Origin of the sequence: Actinomadura kijaniata (genome assembly GCF_014138665.1) — a bacterium.
Taxonomy (GTDB): Bacteria; Actinomycetota; Actinomycetes; order Streptosporangiales; family Streptosporangiaceae; genus Spirillospora; species Spirillospora kijaniata.
On record NZ_JACJIA010000026.1, the window covers coordinates 29,600 to 53,448 of the forward strand.

A 23,849-nucleotide genomic window follows, 5' to 3' on the forward strand; every position below is an offset into this window, starting at 1 on the left:
GACCTGCCGAAGGGGGCCCTCCGCCATGGAGGAAGAGAAGTACACGATGCGGAACAAGAGCTACGAGCCCGAGGTCGGAGGCCGCGACGTCCTCCGCCTGGTGGGCCTGGCCGTGGCCTTCTTCGCGATCGCCGCTGTGATCATCTTCCTGATGCAGCACTTCCACACCGACACGGGCCCCGCCCCCATGCCCCCGCGCCCGACCGCGACCTGACCCGGCGGCCCCCTCCCGCCCCGCCTGTTTCCTCCGGCCCCCGCATCCTCTAATCTGAGGTCTAGTTTTCCTACATGTCAGGTAGGTCATAGCGATGGACTTCGATTGGACGATGGCCCTGGGATCGTTCCTCGTGGCGATCGTCGTCGGGCTGACCGGGATGGGCGGCGGGGCCCTGATGACGCCGATGCTGGTGACGTTCTTCGGGGTCAGCCCGCTCGCGGCGGTCTCCAGCGACCTGGTCGCGGCCGCCGTGATGAAGCCGGTCGGCAGCGCCGTCCACTACCGGCAGGGCACCATCAACATGCGGCTGGTGGCGTGGCTGTGCGTCGGGTCGGTGCCCGCGGCGTTCAGCGGGGTGCTGGTCGCGCGGGCCCTCGGCGACGGCCAGGAGGTGCAGCACTTCATCGAGATCGCGATGGGGGCCGCCCTGCTGATGGCCGCCGCGGGGCTGGTGGTCAAGGGGATCCTGGCGCGGCGCGGCGACGGCCCCGGGGAGAGCTCCGAGGTCACCGTGCGGCCGGTGCCGACCGTGCTGGTCGGGGCCGTCGGCGGGCTCATCGTGGGGATCACCTCGGTGGGGTCCGGATCGCTGATCATCGTGGCGCTGCTGGCGCTGTACCCGACGCTGAAGGCCAACCAGCTCGTGGGGACGGACCTGTTGCAGGCCGTGCCGCTGGTGATGTCGGCGGCCCTCGGGCACGTGCTGTTCGGGGACTTCCGGATGGAGGTCACCGCCGCGCTGCTGGTCGGGTCCGTCCCGGGGGTCTACCTGGGGTCGCGGATCTCGTCGCGGGCGCGCAGCGGGCTCATCCGGCCCGCGCTGGCGTTCGTGCTGGTGGCCTCGTCGCTGAAGATGTTCGGCGTGCCGCTGGAGGCGCTGGCGTGGGTGCTGGTCGGCCTGGCGGCGGCGTCGGTCGTGACATGGCGCGTGCTGCGGCGGCGGAGCACCGTCGTCCCCCATGCCGAGGCCCGCGAACCGGTGCGCTCGGGGCGGTGACCCGGCGATAGGCTGCGCGGGCGTCCGGACATCTCCGGAAAGTCGGCGCGGCGAGGGGTTCATGGGCACGCAGTGGCAGCACGACACCGTCGACGTCCTCGGACTCCGTGTCAGCCGGATGGACGTCCCGACGCTGCGCGGCCTCCTCGGCACGGCGATGGCCGAACGGCGGCGGCTCACCGTCACCTTCGCCAACCCCGACTACGCCCTCCGGGCCGCCAAGGACCCCGCCCTGCGGGACCTGATCAACCGGTTCGACCTGGTGCTGGCCGACGGGTGGGGCGTGGTCGCCGCCACGCGGATCTTCGGGCGGCCGGTGCCGACGCGGATGGCCAACGACGACCTCACCAACGAGTTCTTCGGGACGCCGCACCGGGTGTTCCTGTTCGGCAACGCGCCGGGCGTCGCCGAGGAGGCCGCCGCCAACCTGCGCCGGTGGTTCCCGGAGGTGACCGTCGCGGGCGTCCGGCACGGGCACTGGGCCGACGCGAGCGGCACCATCCCTCCCGGGACCGCCCGGCGGATCGTCAACGAGATCAACGAGGCCAAGCCCGACGTGCTGCACGTGGGGCTCGGAACGCCGCTCCAGCAGTGGTTCGTCGCCGAGTACGGCGACCGGCTCGACGTTCCGGTCATCGTGACGTGCGGCGCGTACTTCGAGCACCTGGCCGAACGCCGCCAGTACTACCCGCCGTGGGTGCTGAGGCTGCGGATCGGGTTCCTGTACCGGCTGGCCCGCGAGCCCCGGCGGCTGTGGCGGCGCTACACGGTCGAACTGGGCGAGTACGTCCTGCGCGTCCTCGCCCAGCGGCTCCGGCGGAAAGCGCGGAATCCCTGAAACCCTTTGTGGACGACAAATGCCGGTTAATGGCCATATGATCCCGCGCATGCGCAACGGAACACGCCTCACGGTCGGGCCGGCGGTCGTCTTCCACGCCGTTCTGCTGCTGGTCCTGGCCTCGGTGCTGTTCCAGTTCCTGGATTCGTTCCTGCCCAAGGGACTCGCCAAGCAGGTCTCGCACAACACCGAGGCGTATTTCTCGGCCGTGGTCCTGGTCGCGTGGATCCAGTCGGTCCGTCCCCGGCTGCACGGGTCGCGGGCGGAGTGGCCGGTCACCGCGGCCGCGGCGGCGGTGTGCCTGGCCGTGGCGCTGGTGTTCTACAACGCGACCTCCTGGCCCACCCGTTTCACGACCCTGAACGAGGCGCTGTTCGCCCTGGCGGTCCTGATCCCGGTCGTCCAGCCCCGCACCCGCCGCCCCGCGCTCACCCTCGGCATGGCCGGGGCTCTGTTCGCCGTCACTCTGGCGGGTTCGCGGAACGCGCTCATCGTCGACATGGCCGAGACCCTGGCGGTCCTGATCCTGGCCCCGCCGGCACTGGACCTGTTCGACCGGCGCGTCCTCGCCCCCGACGCCCCCGCCCGCCGCGCGCTCCTGGCCTGCTGGATCGCCTTCCTGATCGCCATGCCGCTGGCGTTGCACATGGTGACTTATCAGGTCGGGGCAACCGGAGTCCTGGGTGAGGCGTCTCGTTATGGGGTGCGTTTCTATGAGGCGTTCATCCTGATGCTCCTGCTGCACGCCTACTTCGGCGCCCTGCGCCTGCTGGACGGCCGCCGCGTCGGCGACGAACGGGTCGTGCGGCGACGAGCGGCGGAGCGCTCGGCGGCCTGACGCCTCATCGACCGAAACGCGCAACACCGGGAGCAACAGTCCGTATTTGTGATAGATATTCCCAGTTATCACAGCGCGAATCGGAGCAAAGCATGCGTCGTCGCCTGGGGGCGGCCTCTGCCGCCCTGCTGCTGACCGGGGCCGCGTTCGCCGCGCCGGCCGAAGCGGACATCCAGCAGCCCGCGGTCGTCACCGCCAACCCCGCCAACCACACCCCGCACGTGCTGGACGGCACCGTGCGCGCCATCACCGTGGTCGGAAGCAAGGTCGTCGTCGGCGGCAACTTCACCAAGGTCCGCGAGGCGGGGTCGGGCCGGCCGACCGTCGCCCGGTCCAACATCTTCGCCTTCGACAAGGCCACCGGAAAGATCGACACCGCCTTCGCCCCCAAGCTCAACAGCACCGTCTACGCCCTGCAGCCCGGAGACGCCGGCACCGTGTACGCCGCGGGCGGCTTCTGGCAGATCGGCGGCACGCACATCGGCGGGCTCGTCCGGCTGGCCCTGCCGACCGGGCAGGTCGTCAAGACGTTCAAGCCGAACGTCGGCGGCGGCGTGGTGTACGACATGAAGCGCCACCAGAACAAGATCTACATCGGCGGCATGTTCACCAAGGTGCGCGGAACGGCCAAGCCGGTCCTGGCCCGGGTGGACGCCACCAGCGGCGCCCTGGACGCCAACTTCAAGATCACGCCCAGCGCGCCGCGCGCCGGGTCGCTGAAGGTCTACAAGATGGCGCTCAACCCGCAGGGGACCCGGCTGCTCATCAACGGCACCTTCACCAAGGTGAACGGTCTGCGGCGCGTGCAGATCGCGATGATCGACACCGGGGCGGCCACCGCCAAGCCGACCACGTGGGCGACCGAGCGTTACGCCTCGGAGTGCAACCTCAAGGCCTTCCACACCTACATGCGGGGGATGGACTTCTCCCCCGACGGCGCCTACTTCGTCGTCGTCACCACCGGCGGCCCCTACGGCAACACCACGCTGTGCGACACCGCCGCCCGCTGGGAGACCAACCGCACCGGCGGCGGGCAGCAGCCCACCTGGGTCAACTGGACCGGCGGCGACACCCTGCTGTCCACCTCGGTGACCGGCGCGGCCGTGTACGTCGGCGGCCACCAGCGCTGGCACAACAACCCGCTCGGCCACGACTCGGCCGGCCCCGGCGCGGTCTCCCGGCCCGGCATCGCGGCGCTGCACCCGACCACCGGCAAGGCCCTGTCGTGGAACCCCACCCGGACCCGCGGGCACGGGGTCGAGACGCTGGTCGCCACCAAGGACGGCCTTTTCGTCGGTAGCGACACCGACGAACTGGGCAAGGAATACCACGCCAAGCTCGGTTTCTTCCCGCTTCCGTAGGCGGGCCGCCACCGCGCGGCTCTCACCTTCCACCCATATCAATACCGTCCATGGGTGGAAGGTGAGAAAAGCGGGAAACTATAGTCATTTCCCATGATCTCGCGAGAGCCCGGTCCGGCCCCGCGCGGCCGTTTCCGCCGCCGCCTGGGGCCGTTCACCGCGGTCGTCGCCGGAGCCTCCTGCGGAGCCGCCACCGCGTTCGCCGTCGTCGCCGCGGACGGCCGGGAGGGGAACGCGACCCCGGTCGCCCGGTCCGTCCGGCAGCAGCCCAAGGCCACCGAGCGGCCGCCGGCACCGGCCGACACCGCCGGTCTCGGCCGGGTCGTCCCGGCCCCGGCGCGGCCCTCCGCCCGCCCGGACAGGCGCTGCCACGTGGACCGCCTGCTGGTCCCCTCGTGCGGGGCCTGGTGGGGCGCGGCCGTCAACACCTGGCCGCAGGGGCCGGCGCTGCGCGCGTTCGAGCGGAAGATCGGCCGTCCGGTCGGCGTCTACCACACCTACTACCGCGGCCGGAAGATCTTCCCCTCGGCCGGGGACATCGCGCTGGCCCGCGAGCCGGGACGCCGCCGCCTGCTGCTGCTCAACTGGAAGCCCGACGCTCCCGGAACGACCTGGCGGCAGGTCGCCGACGGCGCGGTGGACGACCACATCGACCGGCTGTCGAAGCACTTCCGCGAGAGGTTCCCCGAGCGCTTCTGGCTGGCGATCCACCACGAGCCCGAGGAGGAGGTCCGCGAGGCCCCCGGCTCGGGCTACACCGCCGCCGACTACCGCGCCATGTTCCGGCACGTGGTGCAGCGGTTCCGGCGCAACGGCGTGGACAACGCCGTGTTCACCATGGTCTACATGGGCTACTCCGGCTATGTGGTCAAGCCCTGGTTCAAGACGCTGTACCCCGGCGACGACGTCGTGGACTGGATCGGCTTCGACCCCTACGCCGAGCCGCGGGTGCGGTCGTTCGCCCAGCTGGTGGACGAGGCCGCGCCGCGCGAGCGCGATCTGGGCATCGCGGGCTTCTACCGCTGGTCCCGCCGGAACCTCTCCGACGACAAGCCGCTGATGCTCAGCGAGTGGGGCGGCACGGAGATGACCGGCGACCCCGCCAAGAAGGCGGAGCTGTTCCGCAGCATCGGCCGCCAGATCGAGAGGTTCCCGGCGCTGAAGGCCCTGGTGTACTGGGAGCACCACAACGGGCCGAAGTTCGGCGACACCCGCGTGGACGCCAGCCCGCAGTCGCTGGCGGCCTACCGCGAGCTCGGGCGGCGCCCCTACTTCAACCCGCCCGTTCCCAAGCGTTAGAGGGCATACGAGAGAACGGCCCCGCGCGAATGCGCGGGGCCGTTCTCTCTCACCCGTCCTGCCCGGTCACTCCTTGGGCGCCAGGACGATCGTCCACATCAGCGCGCGGGACGCCACGTCCGTGGTGGCCTTCAGCCCTCCGTGGGACCCCGCCGGCACGCCGCCGTTGCTGTCGGCGTACAGCGCCGTGACGCGACCGCTGCCGGCGCCGATCACGTTGGCGCGGGTCGTGACCGTGTCGGGGGCGGTCCACGCCGTGGTGGTGGAGGACTTGTCGCCCCAGTACGACACCGTCCACGCGCCGGCCGGGGCCGTCACGGTCGGCGTGGTGTGGGTGGTGACCGCGCTCGGGTCCGAGGACTCGGCGACGGCCGCGACCGGATCGGTGGTCCGGGTGCCCGAGTAGGCCGCCAGCCGCAGATCGATCTTGGCGTAGTCGCTCACCTCGACCGCCACGGTCCGGCCCGCGTCCCCGGCCTGGGCGACGCGCTGCCACACCACCGAGCGGGCCAGGCCGCTCTGCGTGCCCGCCTGGGTCCAGCCCGGCGGCGGGGTGACGGTGACGGCGGTGCTGTTGATGTTGGCGATGAGCAGCAGGGCGTCGCCCGGCTGGACGGCCGCCGGAACGGTGACGGTCGCCCGCTTCGTGTTGGCGTTGTGGCCGTCGCCGCCCCGGAACGCGATGTGCGCGCGGTCCTCGGCCACCGTGACCCGCTGGGTGGCGGTCGTCTTCGCGCCCCGGTCGTCGGTGACGGTCAGCTTCACCTCGAAGGTGCCCGCCTGGTCGTAGGTGTGCTCGGCCGTCTCGCCGGTGCCCGTCCTCCCGTCGCCGAAGTCCCAGGCGTGGGAGGTAATGGAGCCGTCGGGGTCGCTGGAGCCGGCGGCGTCGAAGGTGCACTTCAGCGCCGCGCAGTTCTGCGTGAAGACGGCCTTGGGCTCCTCGTTCGGAGGACCGGCGTACAGGAACACCGCGCGGCCCCGCCAGTCCCCGGCGTCCACCTGGACGGGGGTGCCGGTGGGCTTGCCGCCGTCGAAGGGCACCTTGAACAGGCGGCCGTTGCCGTTGTTGACGAAGTAGAGGTCGTCGCCGTTCAGGAACATCCCGCCGACGCTGGACCAGCTCGTGCCCGCCAGGCCGGTGCTCGCGGTCCACTCCTCCCCGCCGACGATGCCGTTCTGCGGCGTGAAGTAGCGGTAGTACAGGGAACCGGTGCCGCGCGTGTAGTAGATCCGCCCGGCGGTGAAGAACATGCCCTGGATCGACCGCACCTGGCTGTGCCAGGTGCTCATGTTGGTGATCTCGTCGCCGGTGTTGATCTCGGTGGAGGCGCCGAACGTCGTCCCGTCGAAGGGGCGGGACACGAACCGGCCGTCGTTGATCCCGTGGTACAGCCGACCGCTGATCATGAACGCGCCGCGCGCCTGCCGCCAGTCGAGGCCGCCGGTGGAGGCGTCGGTGACCGTTCCGGCCGTCACGCCGGTGAACGAGCGGTGCCGCAGGTAGTTGGAGCCGAACAGGCTGGTGCTGCCGCCGTACCAGACCTCGCCGGGCAGCTCGCCCAGCTTCTTCCCCGGCACGGCGGTACCGCCCGCCAGCGGGAACATCGCCAGCTTCATGTGGGTCTCACCGGCGGTGATGTCGGTGTCGCTGCCGATCCACAGGCCCTGCCGGGTCGCCAGGATGTCGAACACGCCGACGCCGCGGTGCTTGCCGGGGTTCCAGCTGAACGGCAGCCCGTTCTCCGGGTCGAGCGCGGCGATGCCCTCGCGGGACACCGCGCCCTGCCCGGCGGTGTCGGTGCCGAACGGGTTGTTGGACCAGCGGAAGTGCCCGCCCACGTACACGGCGGTCTCGGTGATCTCGACGGCGTAGCTGGTGTCGCCGCCGGTCTGGTTGACCCAGGTGGGCTGGAGGCCGGTACCGGTCGCGCCGGTCTCCCAGCGGGCCTGGGTGTCGCACAGCTTGGCCGTGCCGCCCGCCGCGCCGGTGGTGGTGACGACGAAGAACCGGCCGTCCAGGGAGAAGTCCACGTCGCGCATGTAGCTGTCGAACGAGGAGGAGCAGGTGGCGGCGTACCGCTGGGTCTCCCAGTCGGCCAGCGCCGCCTTGTCGCCCGACAGGTCGACCATGGCGATCTGTGGCCGGGACCGGCCGCCCACCGAGGTGAAGTTGCCGACGGCGATCAGGCGGCTCCCGTCGGGGGTGACGTCCATCTTGTAGACGAGGGTGGTCCCGCCGTTCTGCGTCCCGGCGAACCCGAGGTCCACGAAGTCGTCACGGGCCCCGGTCCGCGGGTCCACCGTCGCCAGCGCGGGCCGTCCCACGCCGCCCGCCCTGGCGAAGTTGCCGCCGACGTACAGCCGCCCGCCCGCCAGCCGCAGGTCCTTGATCCGGGCGTCGAACGCCGGCTTGAACGCGGTGTCCAGCGCGCCCGTCGCGGCGTCCACCTTGCCGAGGACGAACCGGCTCACGCCCCCGATGGTCTTGAACGCGCCGCCCAGGTACAGCGACCTGCCGTCGGCGCTCGGCAGCACGACGCTGACCTCGCCGCCCTGGGCATTGGGGTCGAAGTCCGGCAGGATCTCGCCGGTCGCGGCGCGCACTGCGAAGATCCCGTTGCGGGTCAGCACCGGCTTGCCCGTGCCGGGCTCCTTGACCTGGGTGAACGAGCCGCCGACGTAGACGACGTCGCCGATCTGGACGAGCGACTTGACGGCGCCGTCCTGGACGTGCGGGGTGAAGTCGACCGGGTCGGCGCTCACCACACGGTCGTGCAGGACGTCGGCCTGGCGTGCCGCGACGGTCGTGACCGTCACCGAGGTCGGGTCGATGGCCACGACCCCGGCCAGCACCGCGCCCAGGGCGACGGCGGCGGCCCACAGGCCGCGTCTGGTCGAACGCACGCGCTCTCCTTCCGTTGAACCGGCCCCGGCGGGGTGGGGACGTCAGCACAGCGGTACGAAGGTCCACGAACAGGAGGGGTTCGGAGAGCTCGGACGACGCACGCCGGGTCGCGACGAGTCAGATTATCTGCGGCACGCGCCCGCACATCGGGGTTACTTCTAACTTTTTGGTCTCATCCCTCACTTACACTGCGCTTTCCAAGCAACGCCCTCGATGGCGCTAACCTGCGAGGTCGGGCAGACGGCCACATGTGGGGGAAGCGTGAACCAAACCAGAGCGGTCCCCCGCCCCCGGCCCGGGGCGGTGCCGCACTTCGGTCGGCGCGGCGGACCCCGCGGCCTGGCCGCCTGGCGCGAGCGCACCGGCCCGGGATGGCCGCTGGTGGTCATCCTCGCCGGGTTCCCCGTCTGGTGGGTGCTGGGCATGGGCGCGTTCGTCTTCCTGCTGATGGCCGTGCCGATGGCCCGCCACCTGTACCGGCGGCGGAACGAGATCATCGTGCCGCGCGGTTTCGGGCTGTGGCTTCTGTTCCTGGCCTGGGTGCTGCTCGGGGCCGGTGTCCTGTGGGCGAACGCCCCCGGGGCCGTCGAGGGGGGCGGGCCCGGGCGGCTGCTGGTGTTCGGCTGGCGCGTGGCCTGGTACCTGGCGGCCACGGTGGTGCTGCTGTTCGTCGGGAACCTGTCCGAACGCGAGCTGCCCTCCTCCCGGATCTCCCGGCTGCTGGCGCTGATGTTCGTCTTCACCACCGTCGGCGGCCTGCTCGGGTCGTTCCTCCCGAACCTGGAGCTCACCTCCCCGGTGGAGATGGTGCTCCCGGCGGGACTGGCCAAGAACGGCTTCATGGCCGACTGGATCCACCCCAAGGTCGCCTCCATCGAGACGATCCTCGGGTTCGAGCAGGCGCGGCCGCAGGCCCCGTTCGCCTACGCCAACACCTGGGGCTCGGCGTACGCGTTCTTCCTGCCGTTCTTCGTGATCTCCTGGCTGCTGCACGGCACCCGCGCCCGCCGCGCCGCCGGGGCCGTGATCCTGCTGGCCTCGCTGTGGCCGGTGGTGTACTCGCTGAACCGGGGCCTGTGGCTGGCCCTGGCGCTGTCCGGCCTGTTCGTGATCGGCAAGATCCTGGCCGGCGGGAACCTGACGGCGATCAACCGGACCGTCGGCGCGCTGCTGGCCGGGTCGCTGCTGGTGCTGGCCTCCCCGCTGCCCGGCATGGTGCAGGCGCGGCTGGACAACCCGCACAGCAACAACCGGCGCGAGCTGCTGGCCGACCAGACCGTGCGCAGCGCCATGACCGGATCGCCGCTGGTCGGCTTCGGCTCCACCCGCGACGTCCAGGGCAACCTGACCTCGGTGGCGGGCGGCGACCGGCCCGGCTGCAAGGCCTGCGGCGCGCCGCCGCTGGGCACCCAGGGGCACATCTGGCTGCTCATCTTCGCCACCGGGCTGGTCGGTACCATCACGTTCTGCGGATTCTTCGCCGTGCGCTTCTGGCGGCACTGGCGTTCCCGGACCCCCTACGGCATCGCGGGCAGCGTCGTCCTGCTGAGCTTCGGGCTGTTCCTGATGACCTACGACCTGGTGGAGATCCCCCTGTTCACCGTGATGATCGCTACGGCGCTGATGTGGCGCGAGACCCGGACGGAGGCCGTCCGATGAGCGCCGCCCGGGCCTGGACCGAGACCGTCGAGCGGCTGTGGCCCGGCGCCCGCGTGGCCCCGGCCTCGCCCGGCGCCCCCGGCGGCGCGGTCCGCCGCGAGCTGGTGTTCCTGCCCAACGCCGAGCGTCCCCGGCTGCTGCTGCCCGCCGGGCTGCCGGGCGTCGCGGCGGCGGCGCTCCGTCGCTACAGCCACGACCTCGGCCCCCGGCAGCGCGCCACCCGGACCCTGGGCGCGCTGGCCGCCCGCACCGGCCTGCCCGAACGCGGCCTGCGCGACCGCCTGCTGGTCTCCGGCGGCGGGGAGTCCGTCGAGGACCACCTGTCGGACCTGCTGGGCCGCGAGGTCGTGGTGGCGGTCGGGCTGGGCAGCCTGCGCGCCAACCGCAAGCCGATCCTGCACGTGCTGACACCGGACGGAGGGTCGGTCGCGTTCGTGAAGGTCGGCGACAACCCCACCACCCGGGGCCTGATCGCCGACGAGGCGGCGGCGCTGGCGACGCTGGCCGGGCGTTCCCTGCCGGGCGTGGCGGTGCCGCGCCTGCTGCACCACGGCGGCTGGGGCCCGCTGGGCCTGCTGGTGCTGTCGGCGCTGCCCACCGGGGCACGCGGCGAGCGGCCCCGCGGCGACGCGCCGCTGTCGGCGATGCGGACGCTGGCCGTCTCCGCCGGTCCGGACCGTTCGGCGCTCGCCGGCAGCGCCTACCTGAAGCGGCTGCGCGAGGTTCCCGGCCGCCTCGCCGACCCCGTCCAGGCCGAGCGCCTCGCCGAGGTGGTCGACCGCGTCGGGGACCGGCACGGCGACGTCGCCCTGGACTTCGGGGCCTGGCACGGCGACTGGACCCCCTGGAACATGGCCTGGCACCGGGGCGTGGTGCGGCTGTGGGACTGGGAGCGGTTCGCCGACGGCGTCCCCCACGGGTTCGACCTGCTGCACTACCGGCTCCAGCAGGCCGCCCGCACCGCCGCCCGCTCCCCCTACCAGGCCCCGCCCCGCGAGGCCGCGCCCGCGCTGGATCCGCTCGGCCTGACCGCGCCCGCCGCCGCGGCCACCGCCGAGCTGTACTTCCTGGAGCTGTGCGCCCGGTACCTGCTGGCCGCCCAGGAGCCCATCGGCGGCCCCCTCCGTGACACCGCCGCGGACCTGCTCGACCTGCTGCACACCGAGGCCGGAAGGAACCCATGATCTCCAGGCGCGACGCCCCCCAGTGGGTGAAGGAGTCCGGCCGCACCGCCGTGCGGACCGTCGGCCGCCTCACCACCGAGCTGCGCGTGCGGCCCGACTTCCTCATGGTCGGCACCCAGCGCGGCGGCACGACCTCGCTGTTCCGGTCGCTGGCCGAGCATCCCGGGATCGTCCAGCCCAACTTCCACAAGGGCGTGCACTACTTCGACGTCAACTACCACCGCGGCCCCCGCTGGTACCAGGGGCACTTCCCGACGCGCGCGGCGGCGCGGCGGCGCGCGGAGGGGACGACCGACCGGCCGCTGGCGTTCGAGTCGGCCGGCTACTACATGCACCACCCGCTCGCCCCCGAGCGGATCGCCCGCGACCTTCCCGGCGTGAAGCTGCTGGTGCTGCTGCGCGACCCGGTGGAACGGGCGTTCTCGGCGCACAAGCACGAGCTGGCGCGCGGGTTCGAGACCGAGAGCTCCTTCGAAAAGGCCCTGGAGCTGGAGGAGTCCCGGCTGGCGGGCGAGGTCGACAGGATCCGCGCCGACCACCGGTACCTCAGCCACGGCCACCGGCACCACTCCTACGTGGACCGGGGCCGGTACGCCGACCAGGTCGAGAGGCTGTTCGCGCTGTTCGGCCGGGAACGGGTGCTGGTGCTGTTCGCCGAGGACTTCTTCGCCGAGCCCGAGCCGCACTACGACCGCATCCTCGACTTCCTGGGACTGCCGCACCGGCGGCCCGCCCGGTTCGAACGGCACAACGCGCGGCCCGGTTCGCCGATGCCCGAAGCGGTGCGGGCCCGGCTGACCGAGCACTTCGAGCCCTACGACACCCGGCTCGCCGAGCTGCTCGGTGAGGTTCCCGCCTGGCGGCGCTGACGATGGCCACGGGGGTGATCGGCGAGCGGCGGTCCGCGACGGCGGACCGCCCCGCGGCGCGCACGGCGACGCGCGCCGAGGACCGCGTCCTGGAGCGCGCGGGGGACGACGCGCTGCCGCTGGCCCGCTACCTGGACTTCCTGCGGCGCCAGTGGCCCGTGATCGCGGCGGCGCTGGCCGTCGGCGCGGTGCTGGGGCTGGTGCGCACCGCCGCGCTGGTCCCGCCCACCTACACCGCCACGGTCGCGGTCCTCGCGCCGCCGGTGCCGCTGCACCCGGGGCTGCGCTCGGGCTCGCCGCTGTCCGTTCCCGGCCAGAACGCCGCCTCCCAGCGCAAGCCGCGCGACTCCACGATGGACACCGAGACGCAGTTCGTGTACTCGGACGAGGTGCTGGCGCGGCTCGGGACGTTCCCCGGGTTCGAGGTCGGCCACCAGCGGCTGCGGGAGCGGATCGCGATGCGGGTGCCGGAGAACACCCGCGTTCTGACGATCATGGTGACGGGTCCGACCCCGACCACCGCCCGCGACGGGGCCGACATCGTCGCCGAGGCGTACCTGACGCTCCGCGAGGAGATCCTCGGCGGCATCCAGCAGCGCAACCGCGAGGGGCTCCAGCGCCGGCTGGACCTGCTGAAGCGCCAGCTGGCCGCGATGCCCGGCAACCCGGCCGAGCTGACCCGGCTGACCGTCCGCACCCGCCGCCAGCAGGTCCAGCGGGACATCGCCGAGGTGCAGAAGCAGCTCGGCCAGCTGGACGGCACCGCGATCCAGCCGGGCGAGGTGGTGCGCGGCGCGACCGTGCCGCGCGAGGCCGACGACCCCGGCCACGAGGTGTCGGTGACCACCGGCGCGGGCCTGGGGATGCTGGCCGGGGTCGCGGTCGGGCTGGTCCGCCAGCGCCGCCCCCGCCGGCTGCGCACCGCCGCCGCGATCCGCGCCGCCCTGTCGGTGCCGGTGCTGGCGCAGGTCGGCGGCCCCGGCGGCCTGCGGAGGGGGCGGCGCGACGACTGGCGGGAGGCCGGCCGACGCCTGCGCAACGTCGTCAACCAGCGCGGGGCGCGCACGGTGGCCCTCACCGGTGTGCCCGGCCCGGTGGCCGCCCAGCCCGCGCACCGGCTGGCGCTCGCCTGCGTCGAGTCCGGCGCGACGGTCACGCTGCTGCGGCTGGGCGTCCCCGCGGGCGACCTGCCGTCCCCCGACGGCCGGTACCTGGTGAAGGCGGTGTCCAACCTGGACGCCGAGCGCGTCCTCACCGCCGAGCTGGACGCCGCGTGCCGCGAGGCCGACGTGGTGATCGCCGTCGGCACCGCGCTGACCGGCGCGCAGACCCTGGCGGTCGCGATGGCCTGCGACCTGACCGTGCTGGCCGTGGACGCCGAGCACGCCCTCGACCGCGATCTGGGCGCCGGCGTCGGAGCCCTGGTCAAGGTCGGGGCCGCGCCCGCCGGGGTCGTGCTGATCGCTCCCGAGCCGCAGGTCCCGCCCGGATCCCGGCGCGGGTCCCTCCTGCGGCGCGGACGCGGCGAGCGCCAGCGGCACGAGTGACCTGAGGGTAATGTCAGGGCAAACACAACGGCGTGGTGCCGGTCGAGGGGTAATCGGACACGGGGAGACCAAGTGGCGGCGGACCACACCGGAGCAGCTCAGGGGCAGCTCGTCGCCGCGTTGCGTCGGCAGCGCACGACGATCGTCCTGATCGCGCTCTGCACGACGATCGTGGGTTTGACGGCGGGGCTGCTGACCTCCACGCTCTACACGGCCACGGCGACGACCCTGGTCGCTCCCCTGGAGGGCAACCCCTACTCCCCGCAGGGGCGCGGTGACGACCTGCTCAACCTGGAGACCGAGGCCCAGCTCGTCAAGACCGACGCCGTCGCCAAGATGGTCCGGGACCGGCTGAAGGCGAGCGAGTCGCCGGGAGAGCTGCGTGCCCAGGTGTCGGTGACCGTGCCGCCCAACACCCAGGTCCTCACGATCGGGTTCGCCGCCAACAGCGGCAAGCGCGCCCGCGACGGCGCGCAGGCGTTCGCCGACTCCTACCTGGAGTACCGGCGGCAGCGCACCCAGGCGGTGCTGGACGGCAAGCTGAGGAAGCTCCAGGACAACACCCAGCGGGTCGAGCTGGCCCTGCAGAACGCCTCGCGCAAGGTGCAGACCACCTCCGGCACGCAGCGCGCCTACTGGACCACCCGCGTCCAGGCGTACACCAACCAGCTCGGGGTGATCGAGGAGCAGTCCAACGACGTGCGCTCCACGCCGGTCAACCCGGGCCAGGTGATCAGCCCGGCGCAGATGCCGGCGGGACCGAGCGCCAAGCGGCCCGCGGTCTTCGGCGCGGCGGGCCTGGTGCTGGGCCTGCTGGGGGCCGCCCTGCTGGTGCTGGTGCGGCACCGCGCCGACCGCCGCGTCCACGAGACCGCCGACCTGGAGCAGCTCGGCGTCCCGGTGCTCAGCGCCCTGCCGCGGCACGCCGGCGGCGAGGGCGTGCTGGCGCTGTCGGGCGGCGCCAACGGGGCGTCCCCGAGCGGCGCGGGCGACGCCTACCGGCGGCTGCGCGCCTCGATCGTCGCCGCCGCGCCGCCCGCGCCGGTGGCGCTGCTGGTCACCTCCGCCACGCCGGGCCGTCCGGCGACCGGTGTCAGCGCCAACCTGGCGGTCGCGCTCGCCCTGGCGGGCTCCCCGACGGTCCTGGTGGACGCCGCCGGCGACGGACCCGACTCGGCCTCGCTGTTCGGGCTGCGGCAGGGCCGGGGCCTGGCGGAGGTCCTGCTCCAGGGCGTGGACCCGGCCGAGCTGCTGGTCCACGTGGAGTCGCAGCTCCGGCTGCTGCCGCGCGGCGGCGACCCGGCCGAGGCCGCGCACCGGTTCAGCGGCCCGCGCATGCGTGAGGCCGTCAAGGAGCTGCGCAACCGCTCGGGCTTCGTGGTGATCAACGCCGACGGGATCAGCGACGCCGACGCGCAGGCGCTGCTGTCGCTGGTCGACGCGGTGCTGCTGGTGGCCACCCTCGGCGTCACCACCCGCGACGAGCTGGAGCAGGCGTACGCCGAGGCCGAACGCACCGGCACGCTCGTGCTGGGCGTGGCCGCCGAGACCGCCCCGAAGCGGCGCGGGCAGCAGAAGGGCAGGCGGGGCGAGAAGCACGCCCCGGCTCCGCGCCCGGCCGCCTCGCGGCCGGCTCCCCCGCGGCTGCCCGCCACCCGGACGCCCGCCCAGTCGCCCACCCCGCAGTCACCCACCCCGCAGTCACCCGCCGCGTCGTCCTCCCAGGACCACGTCCGCCGGGGCGCCATGGACCGCAGCGCCATCACCCGCGCCGCCGCGCGGCGCGCGGCCGACAGCGAGGACAAGCCGGTCGCCCGCGCCCTCGACACGACCTCGCGTTCCTCCGGCGCCGACCGCGCCGAGCAGGTCCACGACGACCCGACCGCCACGCTGCCGGACTCGGCGGGCCTGGCCGCCCTCGCCGACGACGAGGCCCGGGACGCCGAGGCCGGCCGGGAGACCGAGACGTTCCCCGCGTTGACGATCTGGTCGGAGGACGACGAGGAGCGCCCCTCCCGCGCCAACGGCGAACGCGGCCGGTGAGCGGGCCCAATCTGGGCCGGATGGCCCGGGGCGGCGCGCTCAACCTGGTGGGGGCCGTCTCGGCCGGGGTGCTGGGGCTGGCCCTGGTCTTCGTCGTCGCGCGCTCCTACGACCAGGCGACGGCGGGCGCCTTCTTCGCCGCCAACGCGCTGTTCCTCATCCTGGCCGTCACCGCCGGGCTCGGCACCGACACCGGGCTGCTGCGGGCCGTTCCGCGGCGGCTGGCGCTCGGCGAGCACGCCGCGGCCCGCCGGACGGTGCCGGTCGCGCTCGTCCCGGTCGTGGGGGTGGCGGTCGTCGCCGCCGGGGCGCTGGCGGTCACCGCGCCGTGGCTGGCCGGGCTGCTCGGCGCCGGCGACACCGGCAGCACGGCCGCGATGCTGCGGACGATGGCGGCGTTCCTGCCGCTGGCCGCGCTCCAGGACGCGCTGCTGGCCGCCACGCGCGGGCACGGCACGATGCGGCCGACCGTGCTGGTCGACAAGCTGTTCCGGCAGTTCGCGCAGGTCGTCGGGGTGCTGGCCGCGCCGGTGTTCTCCGGTGACCCGGCCGCGCTGGCGCTGGCGTGGGCGCTGCCCTATCTGCCCGGTGCGCTGGTGGCGGCGCTGTGGTACCGCAAGGTCGCCGCCCGGACCTGGGCCTCCGCGCCGCCCGCGACGGCACCGGTCGCGTCGCGCGAGCTGGCCGGGGAGTTCTGGCGGTACACCGGGCCCCGCGCGATCGGCGGGATCTGCCAGCAGGCGCTGCAACGCGTGGACATCGTCCTGATGGCGGCGCTCAGCTCGCCCCGCGACGCCGCGCTCTACACCGTCGCGACCCGGTTCGTCGTCGTCGGGCAGCTCGGCACCCAGGCCGTGCAGAACGTCATGCAGCCCCAGCTCAGCCGGCTGCTGGCGCTGGAGGACCGGGAGGGGGCGCAGCGCACGTTCGCCATCGCCACCACCTGGACGGTGCTGCTGACCTGGCCCGTCCACCTGGCGGTGGCCACGGCCGCGCCGGTCTACCTGTCGCTGTTCGGGTCCTCCTACTCGGGGGCCGGGCAGTGGACGACCGTCGTGCTGGCGCTGTCGATGCTGCTGGCGACCATCGCCGGGCCGCTGGACGTGCTGCTGCTGATGGCCGGGCGCAGCGGTCTGAGCCTCGCCAACAGCGCCGCCGCGCTCGGCACGACCGTCGTGCTCAGCGTGCTGCTGATCGGCCCGTTCGGCCCGCTCGGCGCGGCGGCGGCGCGGGCGGCCGGGATCCTGGTCCGCAACCTGCTCGGCATGGTGCAGGTCCGGCGGCTGCTGCGGATCGGCCCGCGGGGGGCGGGCCTGCCGGTCGCGGTCGCCGTCACGATGCTCTGCTTCGGCGTGTTCCCGCTGGTGGCACGGCTGTTGGCGGGTCCGGGACCGATCGCGTCGTTCGCCGGTCTGATCCCCGGAATCCTGGTGTACTTTGCTCTACTGTGGGCTGTTCGGGGCCGACTCGTGCTCACCGCGTTCACGGCCCTGCTCCCCGGCAGGCGCGGCCCGTCCTCCCCGGCTCCGCGCGACGACTCCCCGAGGAGAGTGCATGCCAACGAAGCTTGACCAGGTGCGCCGCCGTTCGCGGACGCTCCTGCGCAGGGCGGGCGTCGCCCCCGACGGGCCGCTGTACGGACGGCTGGTGGACGCGGGCCGTTCGGTGCCGCTGCCGCCGGAGGTCCGCACGGCCGTGTCGACGGTGGTGCTGCGCCGCCCCTGGCAGACCACGGTCGCCCTGGACCGGCTGCTGGTCGGGGCGCAGGGAGGCTGGACCGCCCGCGAGTTCGCCGAGCGCACCGGCGACCTGCTGTGGCCCTCCACGACGCTGGTGGACGGCCCGCACGTCGCGCTGCTGCGGCTCGCCGACGACGACCCCGACCCGTCCGACGAGACGCTGCTGGCCAGCGACTACGGCCGGATGGGGATGCGCTGCGTCAAGGCCGGGGCCGACTTCTTCGGCGCGACCGACGAGGAGGGCGTGCTGCGCGCCGCGCGGATCTTCATCGACCGGTACCGGGGGCGGACCGCCCCGAAGCGCGGGCCCGCGCGGGTGGCGTCCCAGAGCGCCCCCGGCGACCCGGTGCTGGTCGCCCCGGTGCGCGGCTCGGACTACTACCAGGTCCTCGACGGCCACCACCGGCTCGCGCTGGCGGTCATGCGCGGCGACCGCTCCCACCCGGTGCTGGTCAAGTGGCTGCCGGTGACGACGCCCTTGCAGGACCACCTGCTGAAGATGAGCTGGATCGACGGCACCCGCGAGCTGTACCAGCCGATCGACGCCCCCGAGCTGCACAAGTGGCCGACCGTCCGCCGCTGCACCGACCGCCGCGACAAGATGCTGGCGTTCCTGTCCGAACGCGGCATCGGCGCGACCGGCACCGCCTCCTACCTGGACGTCGCCTCCTGCTACGGCTGGTTCGTCTCCGAGATGCGCAGGGCGGGGCTGGACGGCCACGGCATGGAACGCGACCCGCTCGCCGTGCCGCTGGGCAAGGCCGTCTACGGCCTGCCGGACGGCGCGATCACCACCGGCGACGCGGTGGACCTGCTCGGCGCCGCCGACCGCGTCTGGGACGTGGTGTCGTGCTTCAGCCTGCTGCACCACTTCGTGCTGGGGCGCGCCAAGGTCGACGAGAACGCGCTGATCGAGCTGCTGGACAAGGTCACCGGCAGGGTGCTGTTCTTCGACACCGGCCAGGAGAACGAGCGGTGGTTCGCCGAGTCGCTGCGCGGCTGGAACCCGGCGCGCATCGCCGCGTTCCTGCGTGAGCGCACCACGTTCGACGAGATCGTGGACCTCGGGCCGGACGACGACGCCCACCCGCCCTACACCGGCAACTACCGGCGTCATCTGTTCGCCTGCGTGCGCGCCACCGTCTGACAGCCCACCTGAATGAACGTCTCCCATCTCACCCGGGTGTCGGCCGCTCTGACCGCGGCCGCCATCGTCGCCACGGGTTGCGCCGGGGTCCAGGAACCCCCGCCGTCATCGCCCCGCCGTCCCGCGTCGGCTCCCCCGGCGGGGGTGGTCGGGCGCGTCCACGGCGAGGTCTGGACGACCGGCCTCAACGAGGGCGGCCAGCTCGGCCGCGACGCCCGCCAGCACCCGATGAACGTGGCGCTGGCCCCCGCCGCCGGCCCCGCCGGGCGTCCCCGCCTGACCGGGGTGTACGCCGTGGCCTCCGGGGCCCGGCACTCCCTGGCCGTCCTCCAGGGCGGCCTGGTCGTCGCCTGGGGCGCCAACGACAAGGGCCAGCTCGGCGACGGCACGACCCGGGCGCGGACCGTTCCACAGCCGGTGCGGGCCCCCGGCGGCCGGGTCGGGCCGCTGCGCGGAGCGGTCGCGGTCGCCGCCGACACCGACTTCTCCATGGCGCTGCTCAGGGACGGCACGGTGGTCACCTGGGGGGCGGGCGACGCCGGGCAGCGCGGCTACGGCCGCCGCAAGCCCCCGCTGACCCCGACCAAGGTGCTGCGCCCCGACGGCAGGGGCCCGCTGACCGACGTCACCGCCATCGCCGCCGACGGCAGCACCGAGATGGCGCTGCTCAGGAACGGGTCGGTCGTGGCGTGGGGCGCGAACAACTTCGGCATGATCGGCGACGGCACGACCAGAAGCCGCCCGCTGCCGCGCCCCGTGCGGGGCCCCGACGACGCGCCCGCCCTGACCGGTGTCACGCAGATCGCGATCGGCGGGCAGCACGGGCTGGCGCTGCTGCGGGACGGGACCGTGGCGGCCTGGGGCCGCAACCAGCTCGGGCAGCTCGGCGACGCCTCCACCACCGACCGCGTGAGCCCCGTCCGGGTGGCGGGGATGCGCGGGCTGCCGGTGCTGCGCGACGTCGTCGCGATCTCCGCCGGCGAACGTCACAACTACGCGCTGCGCAGCGACGGCACCGTGGTCGCGTGGGGCGACAACGCCGCCGGGCAGCTCGGCGACGGCTCCTACACCGGCTCCCCGCGGCCCGTCCTGGTGGCCGGCACGCACGGGACGCGGCTGCGCGGCGTCGCCCGCGTGTTCGCCGGGGAGGCGTTCGGTGTCGCGGTGCTGGCGGACGGAACGCCGCTCACCTGGGGCTCGGGGGGCAAGGGGCAGCTCGGCTCCGGCAACCGGGTGCCCCGCAACCGCCCCGGCCCGATCGTGCTGGCCGAGGGACGCAAGGCGGGCCGGGTCCTGGACGTGGGGGCGGGCCGGCGCCATCTGGCGTTGCTGATGCGCTGGTGAGGCCCCCCGGGACACGGCTGGTCGCCGTCCTGTCGGCGGGCGCGCTCTCGGGCGCGTTCCTGACCGGCTGCGGCGAGGAGAGGCGCACGGCCCCCGAGCCCCGCGTGCTGCTCGGCGCGAACGCGCAGAACCGGCGGCAGATCGAGGAGCGGGAGGCCGACGCCGGGCGGCGGCTGCCGGGGGTGCGGGTGTTCCGCCGCTGGGACGAGCCGCTGCTCGGCCCGGACATGGAATGGGCCCGGTCCGGGAAGCGGGCGCTGTTCGTGTCGGTGAAGGCACGCCGCAAGGACGGCGCCGTGATCCGCTGGCGGGACATCGCCGACGCCCGGCGGGGCGAGCCGCTGCACGACGACGTGCTGGCGCAGGCGCGCGAGCTGAAGGCGTTCGGCGGGACCGTCCACCTCGTGTTCAACCACGAGCCGGAGGCCCGCCCGTCGCGGCCGATGGGCTCGGCCGCCGACTACGTGGCCGCGTGGCGGCGCGTCGTGCGCGTCCACCGCAAGGAGGGGGTCACCAACGTCCGCTACGTGTGGACGGTGACGCATCTGGCGTTCGGCCGGAACGGCGGGCGGGAGGCCGAGGCGTACTACCCCGGCGACGACTACGTGGACGCGATCGGGGTGGACGCCTACAACTGGTACACCTGCCTGAGCCGGGACACCCCGTGGCTGAGCCTGCGGGAGCTGATCGAGCCGCACCGGCGGTTCGGGCTCCGGCACCCCGGCAAGCCGCTGATGGTGCTGGAGTGGGCGTCGGCGGAGGACAAGGCCGTCTCGGGACGGAAGGCCGCATGGATCCGGGAGGCCGCCGCGCTGTTCCGCCTTCCCGACTACCGCGGCTACACGGCCCTGCTGTACTGGGACGACCGGCACGCCCCCGACGCGTCGCACATCCGCTGCGACCTGGACTACCGGAGCTCGCCCAGCGCGCTGGAGGCGTGGCGGGAGATGGTCGCCGGCGCCCCCTACCGCGCCCCCTGATCAGCCCTGCGGCGGCTGCGGCGGCCCCTGCGGCGGCCGCGGCGCGCCCGGAGGCGGCCCACCGGCGGCGGGTCCCATCGGGGCGCCCGCGGCGGCCTGCGGCCCCTCCGCGGCGGGCCTGCGCCGCTTGCGCAGCACGAAGAACGCCACGCCCCCGACCACCGCGACGCCCGCGACCCCGGCCAGCGCGATCGGCAGCACGCCGGGACCGTCGTCCTTCGCGGCGGGCTTGGCGACGTCGGGCACCGAGCCGGGCAGCGGGCCGCCCGCCTCCGGGCCGGCCGCCGAGGACGCGCCCGCGCTCGGCTTGGGCGCCTTGGGCCGCCCGCTGACCTGCGCGCCGACCTTCTTCTCGTCCAGCTGCCTGACGAACGCCACCAGGGCGCCGTCGGGCCTGCCCTTGTTCGTGCCGGTCGCCGACCGGTAGGCGCGCAGCACGGTCTGCTGCGGCAACGCCGTGGAGGACGCCTGGAGCTTGTCCCCCGCCAGCACGACGTAGGTGCCCTTGCGGTCCATCAGCGACTTCAGCTTCGCGATGGCGTCGCCGGGCTTGGTGGAGGCGGGCATGACCGCGATGAACACCGGCGTGGACCTGTCCTGCGCGCCGCGCAGCAGGTCCAGCTGCTGGTCGCTCTTGAAGTACTTGGCGCCCGAGTCCACGTAGTACCCGGCCTCGCCGATCGACTCGGCGACCATGTTCCAGTCGGTCTGGGCGTGCGCCGGGGCCGCGGTCCCGCCGACCACCAGGGAGGCGAGCAGGAAGGCGCCCGGCAGAGCCGTACGACGGAGAGAGGCGTCCAAGAGGGGAACTCCTTCGAAACTGGCACCGAACCATCAGTACCGGGAGGTGCTTCGCATCCTATCGATGACGGGACTTCCGGAAGGCCGGACTCAGATTCCGCGCCCGCGGGTGTGGAGGGCCAGCAGGACACGTCTGCCCGACACCGCTCCGGAGGCCACCGCCAGGGCGAACGGGACGCGGCGCTCCTTCGGGTTGGCCTTCAGGGCGCGGGCCGACCAGCGCAGCGCGTCCCGGCGGCGGCCGACCGTGGCGCACCCGAACGCGATCTGCCCGTACACCCGGCCCGCCGCGCCCGGCTCGTCCGCGATCTCCGGATAGTGCTCCAGGAACCATTCCAGCGCCGCGACCTTGGTCTCCCACGCCTGCGCGTAGTAGGAGGTCAGGCCCCACAGGACGCGGACGTAGGGGGTGTCGACGTTGACGACGGGGTGGCGGCGGGCCGCGCGCAGCGCCACGTCCCAGTCCTCGCCCTGGCTGCCGGGGATCGTCTCGTCCACCATGCCGATGTCGAGCAGCGCGGCGCGCCGGAACAGGTAGGTCGAGGAGTGCACGCTCATGATCCGGTCGCGGATCAGGGCGTCGTAGGTGACGCGGTCGGTCCCGGCGAGGCGGGGCAGCGCCTGCCCGCGGAAGTCGATGACGATGCCGGTGCTGGACAGCACCGCGTCCGGGGCGGCCTCCAGCGCGCTCACCTGCGCGGCCAGCTTGCCGGGCAGCCACTCGTCGTCATCGTCGCAGAACGCCACCAGCTCGGTGTCCAGCGCCAGGACGCCGCTGTTGCGGGCGCCCGCCAGGCCGGGGGCGCGCGTGTTGGCGATCACCTGGACGCGGTCGCCGCCGCCGACCTCGGCCAGCGACGGGTCGGGCTCGGCCCGGTCGAACACCACCACCGCGCGCACCTCGCCGTCGTACTCCTGCGCCAGCACCGACTCCAGGGCGCGCCGCAGCATCTCGGGCCGGTTGTGGGTGGGGAGCACGACTCCGACGGACGGGGGCATCAGGGGACCTACCTCGCTGCGTTGGGTTCGGCGGGCCTGAGGGGTTCCCACCAGGAGCGGTGGGTGCGGTACCAGGTCACCGTCTCGGCCAGGCCCTCGTCGAACGGTACCCGCGGCGCGTAGCCCAGGGCGCGGAGCCTGTCGCCGTTCAGGGAGTAGCGCAGGTCGTGGCCCTTGCGGTCGGGGACGTGCTCGACCAGCGACGGGTCGGCGTCCAGCAGCTCCAGCAGGCGGCGGGTGAGGTCGAGGTTGGTCAGCTCGGCGTCGCCGGGGACGTGGTAGACCTCGCCGGGCTCGCCGCGTTCGGCGACCAGGTCGACGGCGCGGCAGTGGTCGGCGACGTGGATCCACTCGCGGACGTTGCGGCCGTCGCCGTACAGCGGGACCGGCAGGCCGTCCAGCAGGCGCGTGACGAACCTCGGGATCAGCTTCTCGGGGTACTGGCGGGGACCGTAGTTGTTGCCGCTGCGGGTCACGCAGACCGGCAGGCCGTGCGTCCGGGCGTAGGCGAGCGCGATCAGGTCGCCGCCCGCCTTGGACGCCGAGTAGGGGGAGGAGGGGGCCAGGGGCGCGTCCTCGGCCCAGGAGCCCTCGGGGATGCTGCCGTAGACCTCGTCGGTGGAGACCTGCACGACCTTCGGCGTCCCGGCGTCCAGGCACGCCCGCATGAGGGCCTGGACCCCGAGGACGTTGGTGCGCGCGAACGCCGAGGCGTCGTCGATCGAACGGTCCACGTGCGACTCGGCCGCGAAGTTGACCACCAGGTCGTGGCCGGGCACGACCCGGGCCAGCAGGCCCGGGTCGGCGATGTCGCCGCGGACGAAGTCGATCCGGTCCCGGACCGGGGCCAGGTTCGCGGGGTTGCCCGCGTAGGTGAGCTTGTCCAGCACGGTGACCCGCGCGTGCGGGGCCAGCATGCGGACGTACTGCGACCCGGCGAACCCGGCTCCTCCGGTGACCAGAACGCGGCGCACCGGCTACTTCGCCCCGGTGATCATTCCGGCGGCGACGGTGTTGTGGGTGGCCTCGTCGATGAGGATGAACCCGCCGGTCAGCCGGTTGCGGCCGTAGTCGTCGACGAA

General features: G+C 73.7%; 20 protein-coding genes. 15 read left to right on the plus strand and 5 right to left on the minus strand.

The genetic code is table 11. The features are described 5' to 3' along the window. The first annotated feature begins 25 nt into the window (after positions 1-25). The 6 genes from HNR61_RS45710 (at position 26) to HNR61_RS45735 (ending at position 5,550) form a co-directional block, all read left to right on the plus strand. Entirely contained in the window at positions 26-214 is a 189-nt protein-coding gene (locus HNR61_RS45710; RefSeq protein WP_182849413.1) for a hypothetical protein, read from the plus strand. A gap of 94 nt (positions 215-308) precedes the next feature. After that, a complete protein-coding gene (locus HNR61_RS45715) occupies positions 309-1,214 on the plus strand; it encodes a sulfite exporter TauE/SafE family protein (RefSeq protein WP_182849414.1) in 906 nt (301 codons plus the stop codon). A 61-nt stretch (positions 1,215-1,275) separates the two neighbouring features. After that, entirely contained in the window at positions 1,276-2,052 is a 777-nt protein-coding gene (locus tag HNR61_RS45720) for a WecB/TagA/CpsF family glycosyltransferase (protein ID WP_182849415.1), read from the plus strand. 49 nt (positions 2,053-2,101) lie between these two features. Further along, positions 2,102-2,890 (plus strand): hypothetical protein, encoded by a 789-nt coding sequence (locus tag HNR61_RS45725; RefSeq protein WP_182849416.1) that lies wholly within the window; start codon positions 2,102-2,104, stop codon positions 2,888-2,890. Positions 2,891-2,982: 92 nt separating this feature from the next. After that, positions 2,983-4,251 carry a hypothetical protein gene (locus tag HNR61_RS45730; RefSeq protein WP_182849417.1) on the plus strand — a complete coding sequence of 423 codons (1,269 nt, stop codon included), beginning with the start codon at positions 2,983-2,985 and terminating at the stop codon, positions 4,249-4,251. A 93-nt stretch (positions 4,252-4,344) separates the two neighbouring features. Continuing rightward, positions 4,345-5,550, plus strand: a complete 1,206-nt coding sequence (locus HNR61_RS45735) for a glycoside hydrolase family 26 protein (RefSeq protein ID WP_182849418.1) — start codon at positions 4,345-4,347, stop codon at positions 5,548-5,550. Positions 5,551-5,616: 66 nt separating this feature from the next. Here the strand turns inward: HNR61_RS45735 and HNR61_RS45740 are convergent, their stop codons facing one another. Further along, the gene (locus HNR61_RS45740; RefSeq protein ID WP_312898420.1) at positions 5,617-8,454 is read right to left on the minus strand and encodes a PKD domain-containing protein; all 2,838 of its coding nucleotides are present in this window, start codon (positions 8,452-8,454) and stop codon (positions 5,617-5,619) included. Between the two features lie 262 nt (positions 8,455-8,716). Here HNR61_RS45740 and HNR61_RS45745 point away from each other — a divergent pair, with 262 nt between their 5' ends. The 9 genes from HNR61_RS45745 (at position 8,717) to HNR61_RS50385 (ending at position 20,967) form a co-directional block, all read left to right on the plus strand. Next, entirely contained in the window at positions 8,717-10,114 is a 1,398-nt protein-coding gene (locus tag HNR61_RS45745) for an O-antigen ligase family protein (protein WP_312898421.1), read from the plus strand. Beyond that, complete coding sequence (locus HNR61_RS45750; RefSeq protein WP_182849419.1) at positions 10,111-11,298, plus strand: phosphotransferase; 1,188 nt, start codon at positions 10,111-10,113, stop codon at positions 11,296-11,298. The genes HNR61_RS45745 and HNR61_RS45750 overlap by 4 nt, the downstream gene beginning before the upstream one ends. After that, on the plus strand, positions 11,295-12,167 hold the full coding sequence (locus HNR61_RS45755; protein WP_182849420.1) for a sulfotransferase domain-containing protein: 873 nt from the start codon (positions 11,295-11,297) through the stop codon (positions 12,165-12,167). Before HNR61_RS45750 ends, HNR61_RS45755 begins: the two co-directional genes overlap by 4 nt. 2 nt (positions 12,168-12,169) lie before the next feature. Beyond that, entirely contained in the window at positions 12,170-13,714 is a 1,545-nt protein-coding gene (locus HNR61_RS45760; protein ID WP_182849421.1) for a GumC domain-containing protein, read from the plus strand. Positions 13,715-13,786: 72 nt separating this feature from the next. After that, positions 13,787-15,757 (plus strand): Wzz/FepE/Etk N-terminal domain-containing protein, encoded by a 1,971-nt coding sequence (locus tag HNR61_RS45765; RefSeq protein WP_182849422.1) that lies wholly within the window; start codon positions 13,787-13,789, stop codon positions 15,755-15,757. Next, positions 15,754-17,328, plus strand: a complete 1,575-nt coding sequence (locus HNR61_RS45770) for a lipopolysaccharide biosynthesis protein (protein WP_312898422.1) — start codon at positions 15,754-15,756, stop codon at positions 17,326-17,328. Before HNR61_RS45765 ends, HNR61_RS45770 begins: the two co-directional genes overlap by 4 nt. Continuing rightward, entirely contained in the window at positions 17,312-18,643 is a 1,332-nt protein-coding gene (locus tag HNR61_RS45775; protein WP_182849423.1) for a ParB N-terminal domain-containing protein, read from the plus strand. The genes HNR61_RS45770 and HNR61_RS45775 overlap by 17 nt, the downstream gene beginning before the upstream one ends. Before the next feature lie 12 nt (positions 18,644-18,655). Continuing rightward, the gene (locus HNR61_RS45780; protein WP_182849424.1) at positions 18,656-19,987 is read left to right on the plus strand and encodes an RCC1-like domain-containing protein; all 1,332 of its coding nucleotides are present in this window, start codon (positions 18,656-18,658) and stop codon (positions 19,985-19,987) included. Continuing rightward, positions 19,984-20,967: a glycosyl hydrolase gene (locus tag HNR61_RS50385; protein WP_182849425.1), complete on the plus strand. Its 984-nt coding sequence runs from the start codon at positions 19,984-19,986 to the stop codon at positions 20,965-20,967. The genes HNR61_RS45780 and HNR61_RS50385 overlap by 4 nt, the downstream gene beginning before the upstream one ends. On the opposite strand, the gene HNR61_RS45790 is transcribed toward HNR61_RS50385, so the two are convergent. From HNR61_RS45790 to HNR61_RS50685, 4 genes are all read right to left on the minus strand, one after another. Further along, positions 20,968-21,768, minus strand: a complete 801-nt coding sequence (locus HNR61_RS45790) for a hypothetical protein (RefSeq protein ID WP_182849426.1) — start codon at positions 21,766-21,768, stop codon at positions 20,968-20,970. Between the two features lie 90 nt (positions 21,769-21,858). Then, entirely contained in the window at positions 21,859-22,767 is a 909-nt protein-coding gene (locus HNR61_RS45795; protein ID WP_182849427.1) for a glycosyltransferase family 2 protein, read from the minus strand. Between the two features lie 8 nt (positions 22,768-22,775). Continuing rightward, a complete protein-coding gene (gene rfbB / locus HNR61_RS45800; RefSeq protein WP_182849428.1) occupies positions 22,776-23,741 on the minus strand; it encodes a dTDP-glucose 4,6-dehydratase in 966 nt (321 codons plus the stop codon). A 3-nt stretch (positions 23,742-23,744) separates the two neighbouring features. Next, on the minus strand, positions 23,745-23,849 hold a 105-nt coding region (locus tag HNR61_RS50685), incomplete at its 5' end, for an elongation factor 1-alpha C-terminal domain-related protein (protein WP_376770314.1).

What these genes read in the sequence shown, in the direction of transcription:
- HNR61_RS45710 (WP_182849413.1), top strand. Translation starts at nt 26, where the DNA reads ATGGAGGAAGAGAAGTACACGATGCGGAACAAGAGCTACGAGCCCGAG.
- HNR61_RS45715 (WP_182849414.1), top strand. Translation starts at nt 309, where the DNA reads ATGGACTTCGATTGGACGATGGCCCTGGGATCGTTCCTCGTGGCGATC.
- HNR61_RS45720 (WP_182849415.1), top strand. Translation starts at nt 1,276, where the DNA reads ATGGGCACGCAGTGGCAGCACGACACCGTCGACGTCCTCGGACTCCGT.
- HNR61_RS45725 (WP_182849416.1), top strand. Translation starts at nt 2,102, where the DNA reads ATGCGCAACGGAACACGCCTCACGGTCGGGCCGGCGGTCGTCTTCCAC.
- HNR61_RS45730 (WP_182849417.1), top strand. Translation starts at nt 2,983, where the DNA reads ATGCGTCGTCGCCTGGGGGCGGCCTCTGCCGCCCTGCTGCTGACCGGG.
- HNR61_RS45735 (WP_182849418.1), top strand. Translation starts at nt 4,345, where the DNA reads ATGATCTCGCGAGAGCCCGGTCCGGCCCCGCGCGGCCGTTTCCGCCGC.
- HNR61_RS45750 (WP_182849419.1), top strand. Translation starts at nt 10,111, where the DNA reads ATGAGCGCCGCCCGGGCCTGGACCGAGACCGTCGAGCGGCTGTGGCCC.
- HNR61_RS45755 (WP_182849420.1), top strand. Translation starts at nt 11,295, where the DNA reads ATGATCTCCAGGCGCGACGCCCCCCAGTGGGTGAAGGAGTCCGGCCGC.
- HNR61_RS45760 (WP_182849421.1), top strand. Translation starts at nt 12,170, where the DNA reads ATGGCCACGGGGGTGATCGGCGAGCGGCGGTCCGCGACGGCGGACCGC.
- HNR61_RS45775 (WP_182849423.1), top strand. Translation starts at nt 17,312, where the DNA reads ATGCCAACGAAGCTTGACCAGGTGCGCCGCCGTTCGCGGACGCTCCTG.
- HNR61_RS45780 (WP_182849424.1), top strand. Translation starts at nt 18,656, where the DNA reads ATGAACGTCTCCCATCTCACCCGGGTGTCGGCCGCTCTGACCGCGGCC.
- HNR61_RS45795 (WP_182849427.1), bottom strand. Translation starts at nt 22,767, where the DNA reads ATGCCCCCGTCCGTCGGAGTCGTGCTCCCCACCCACAACCGGCCCGAG.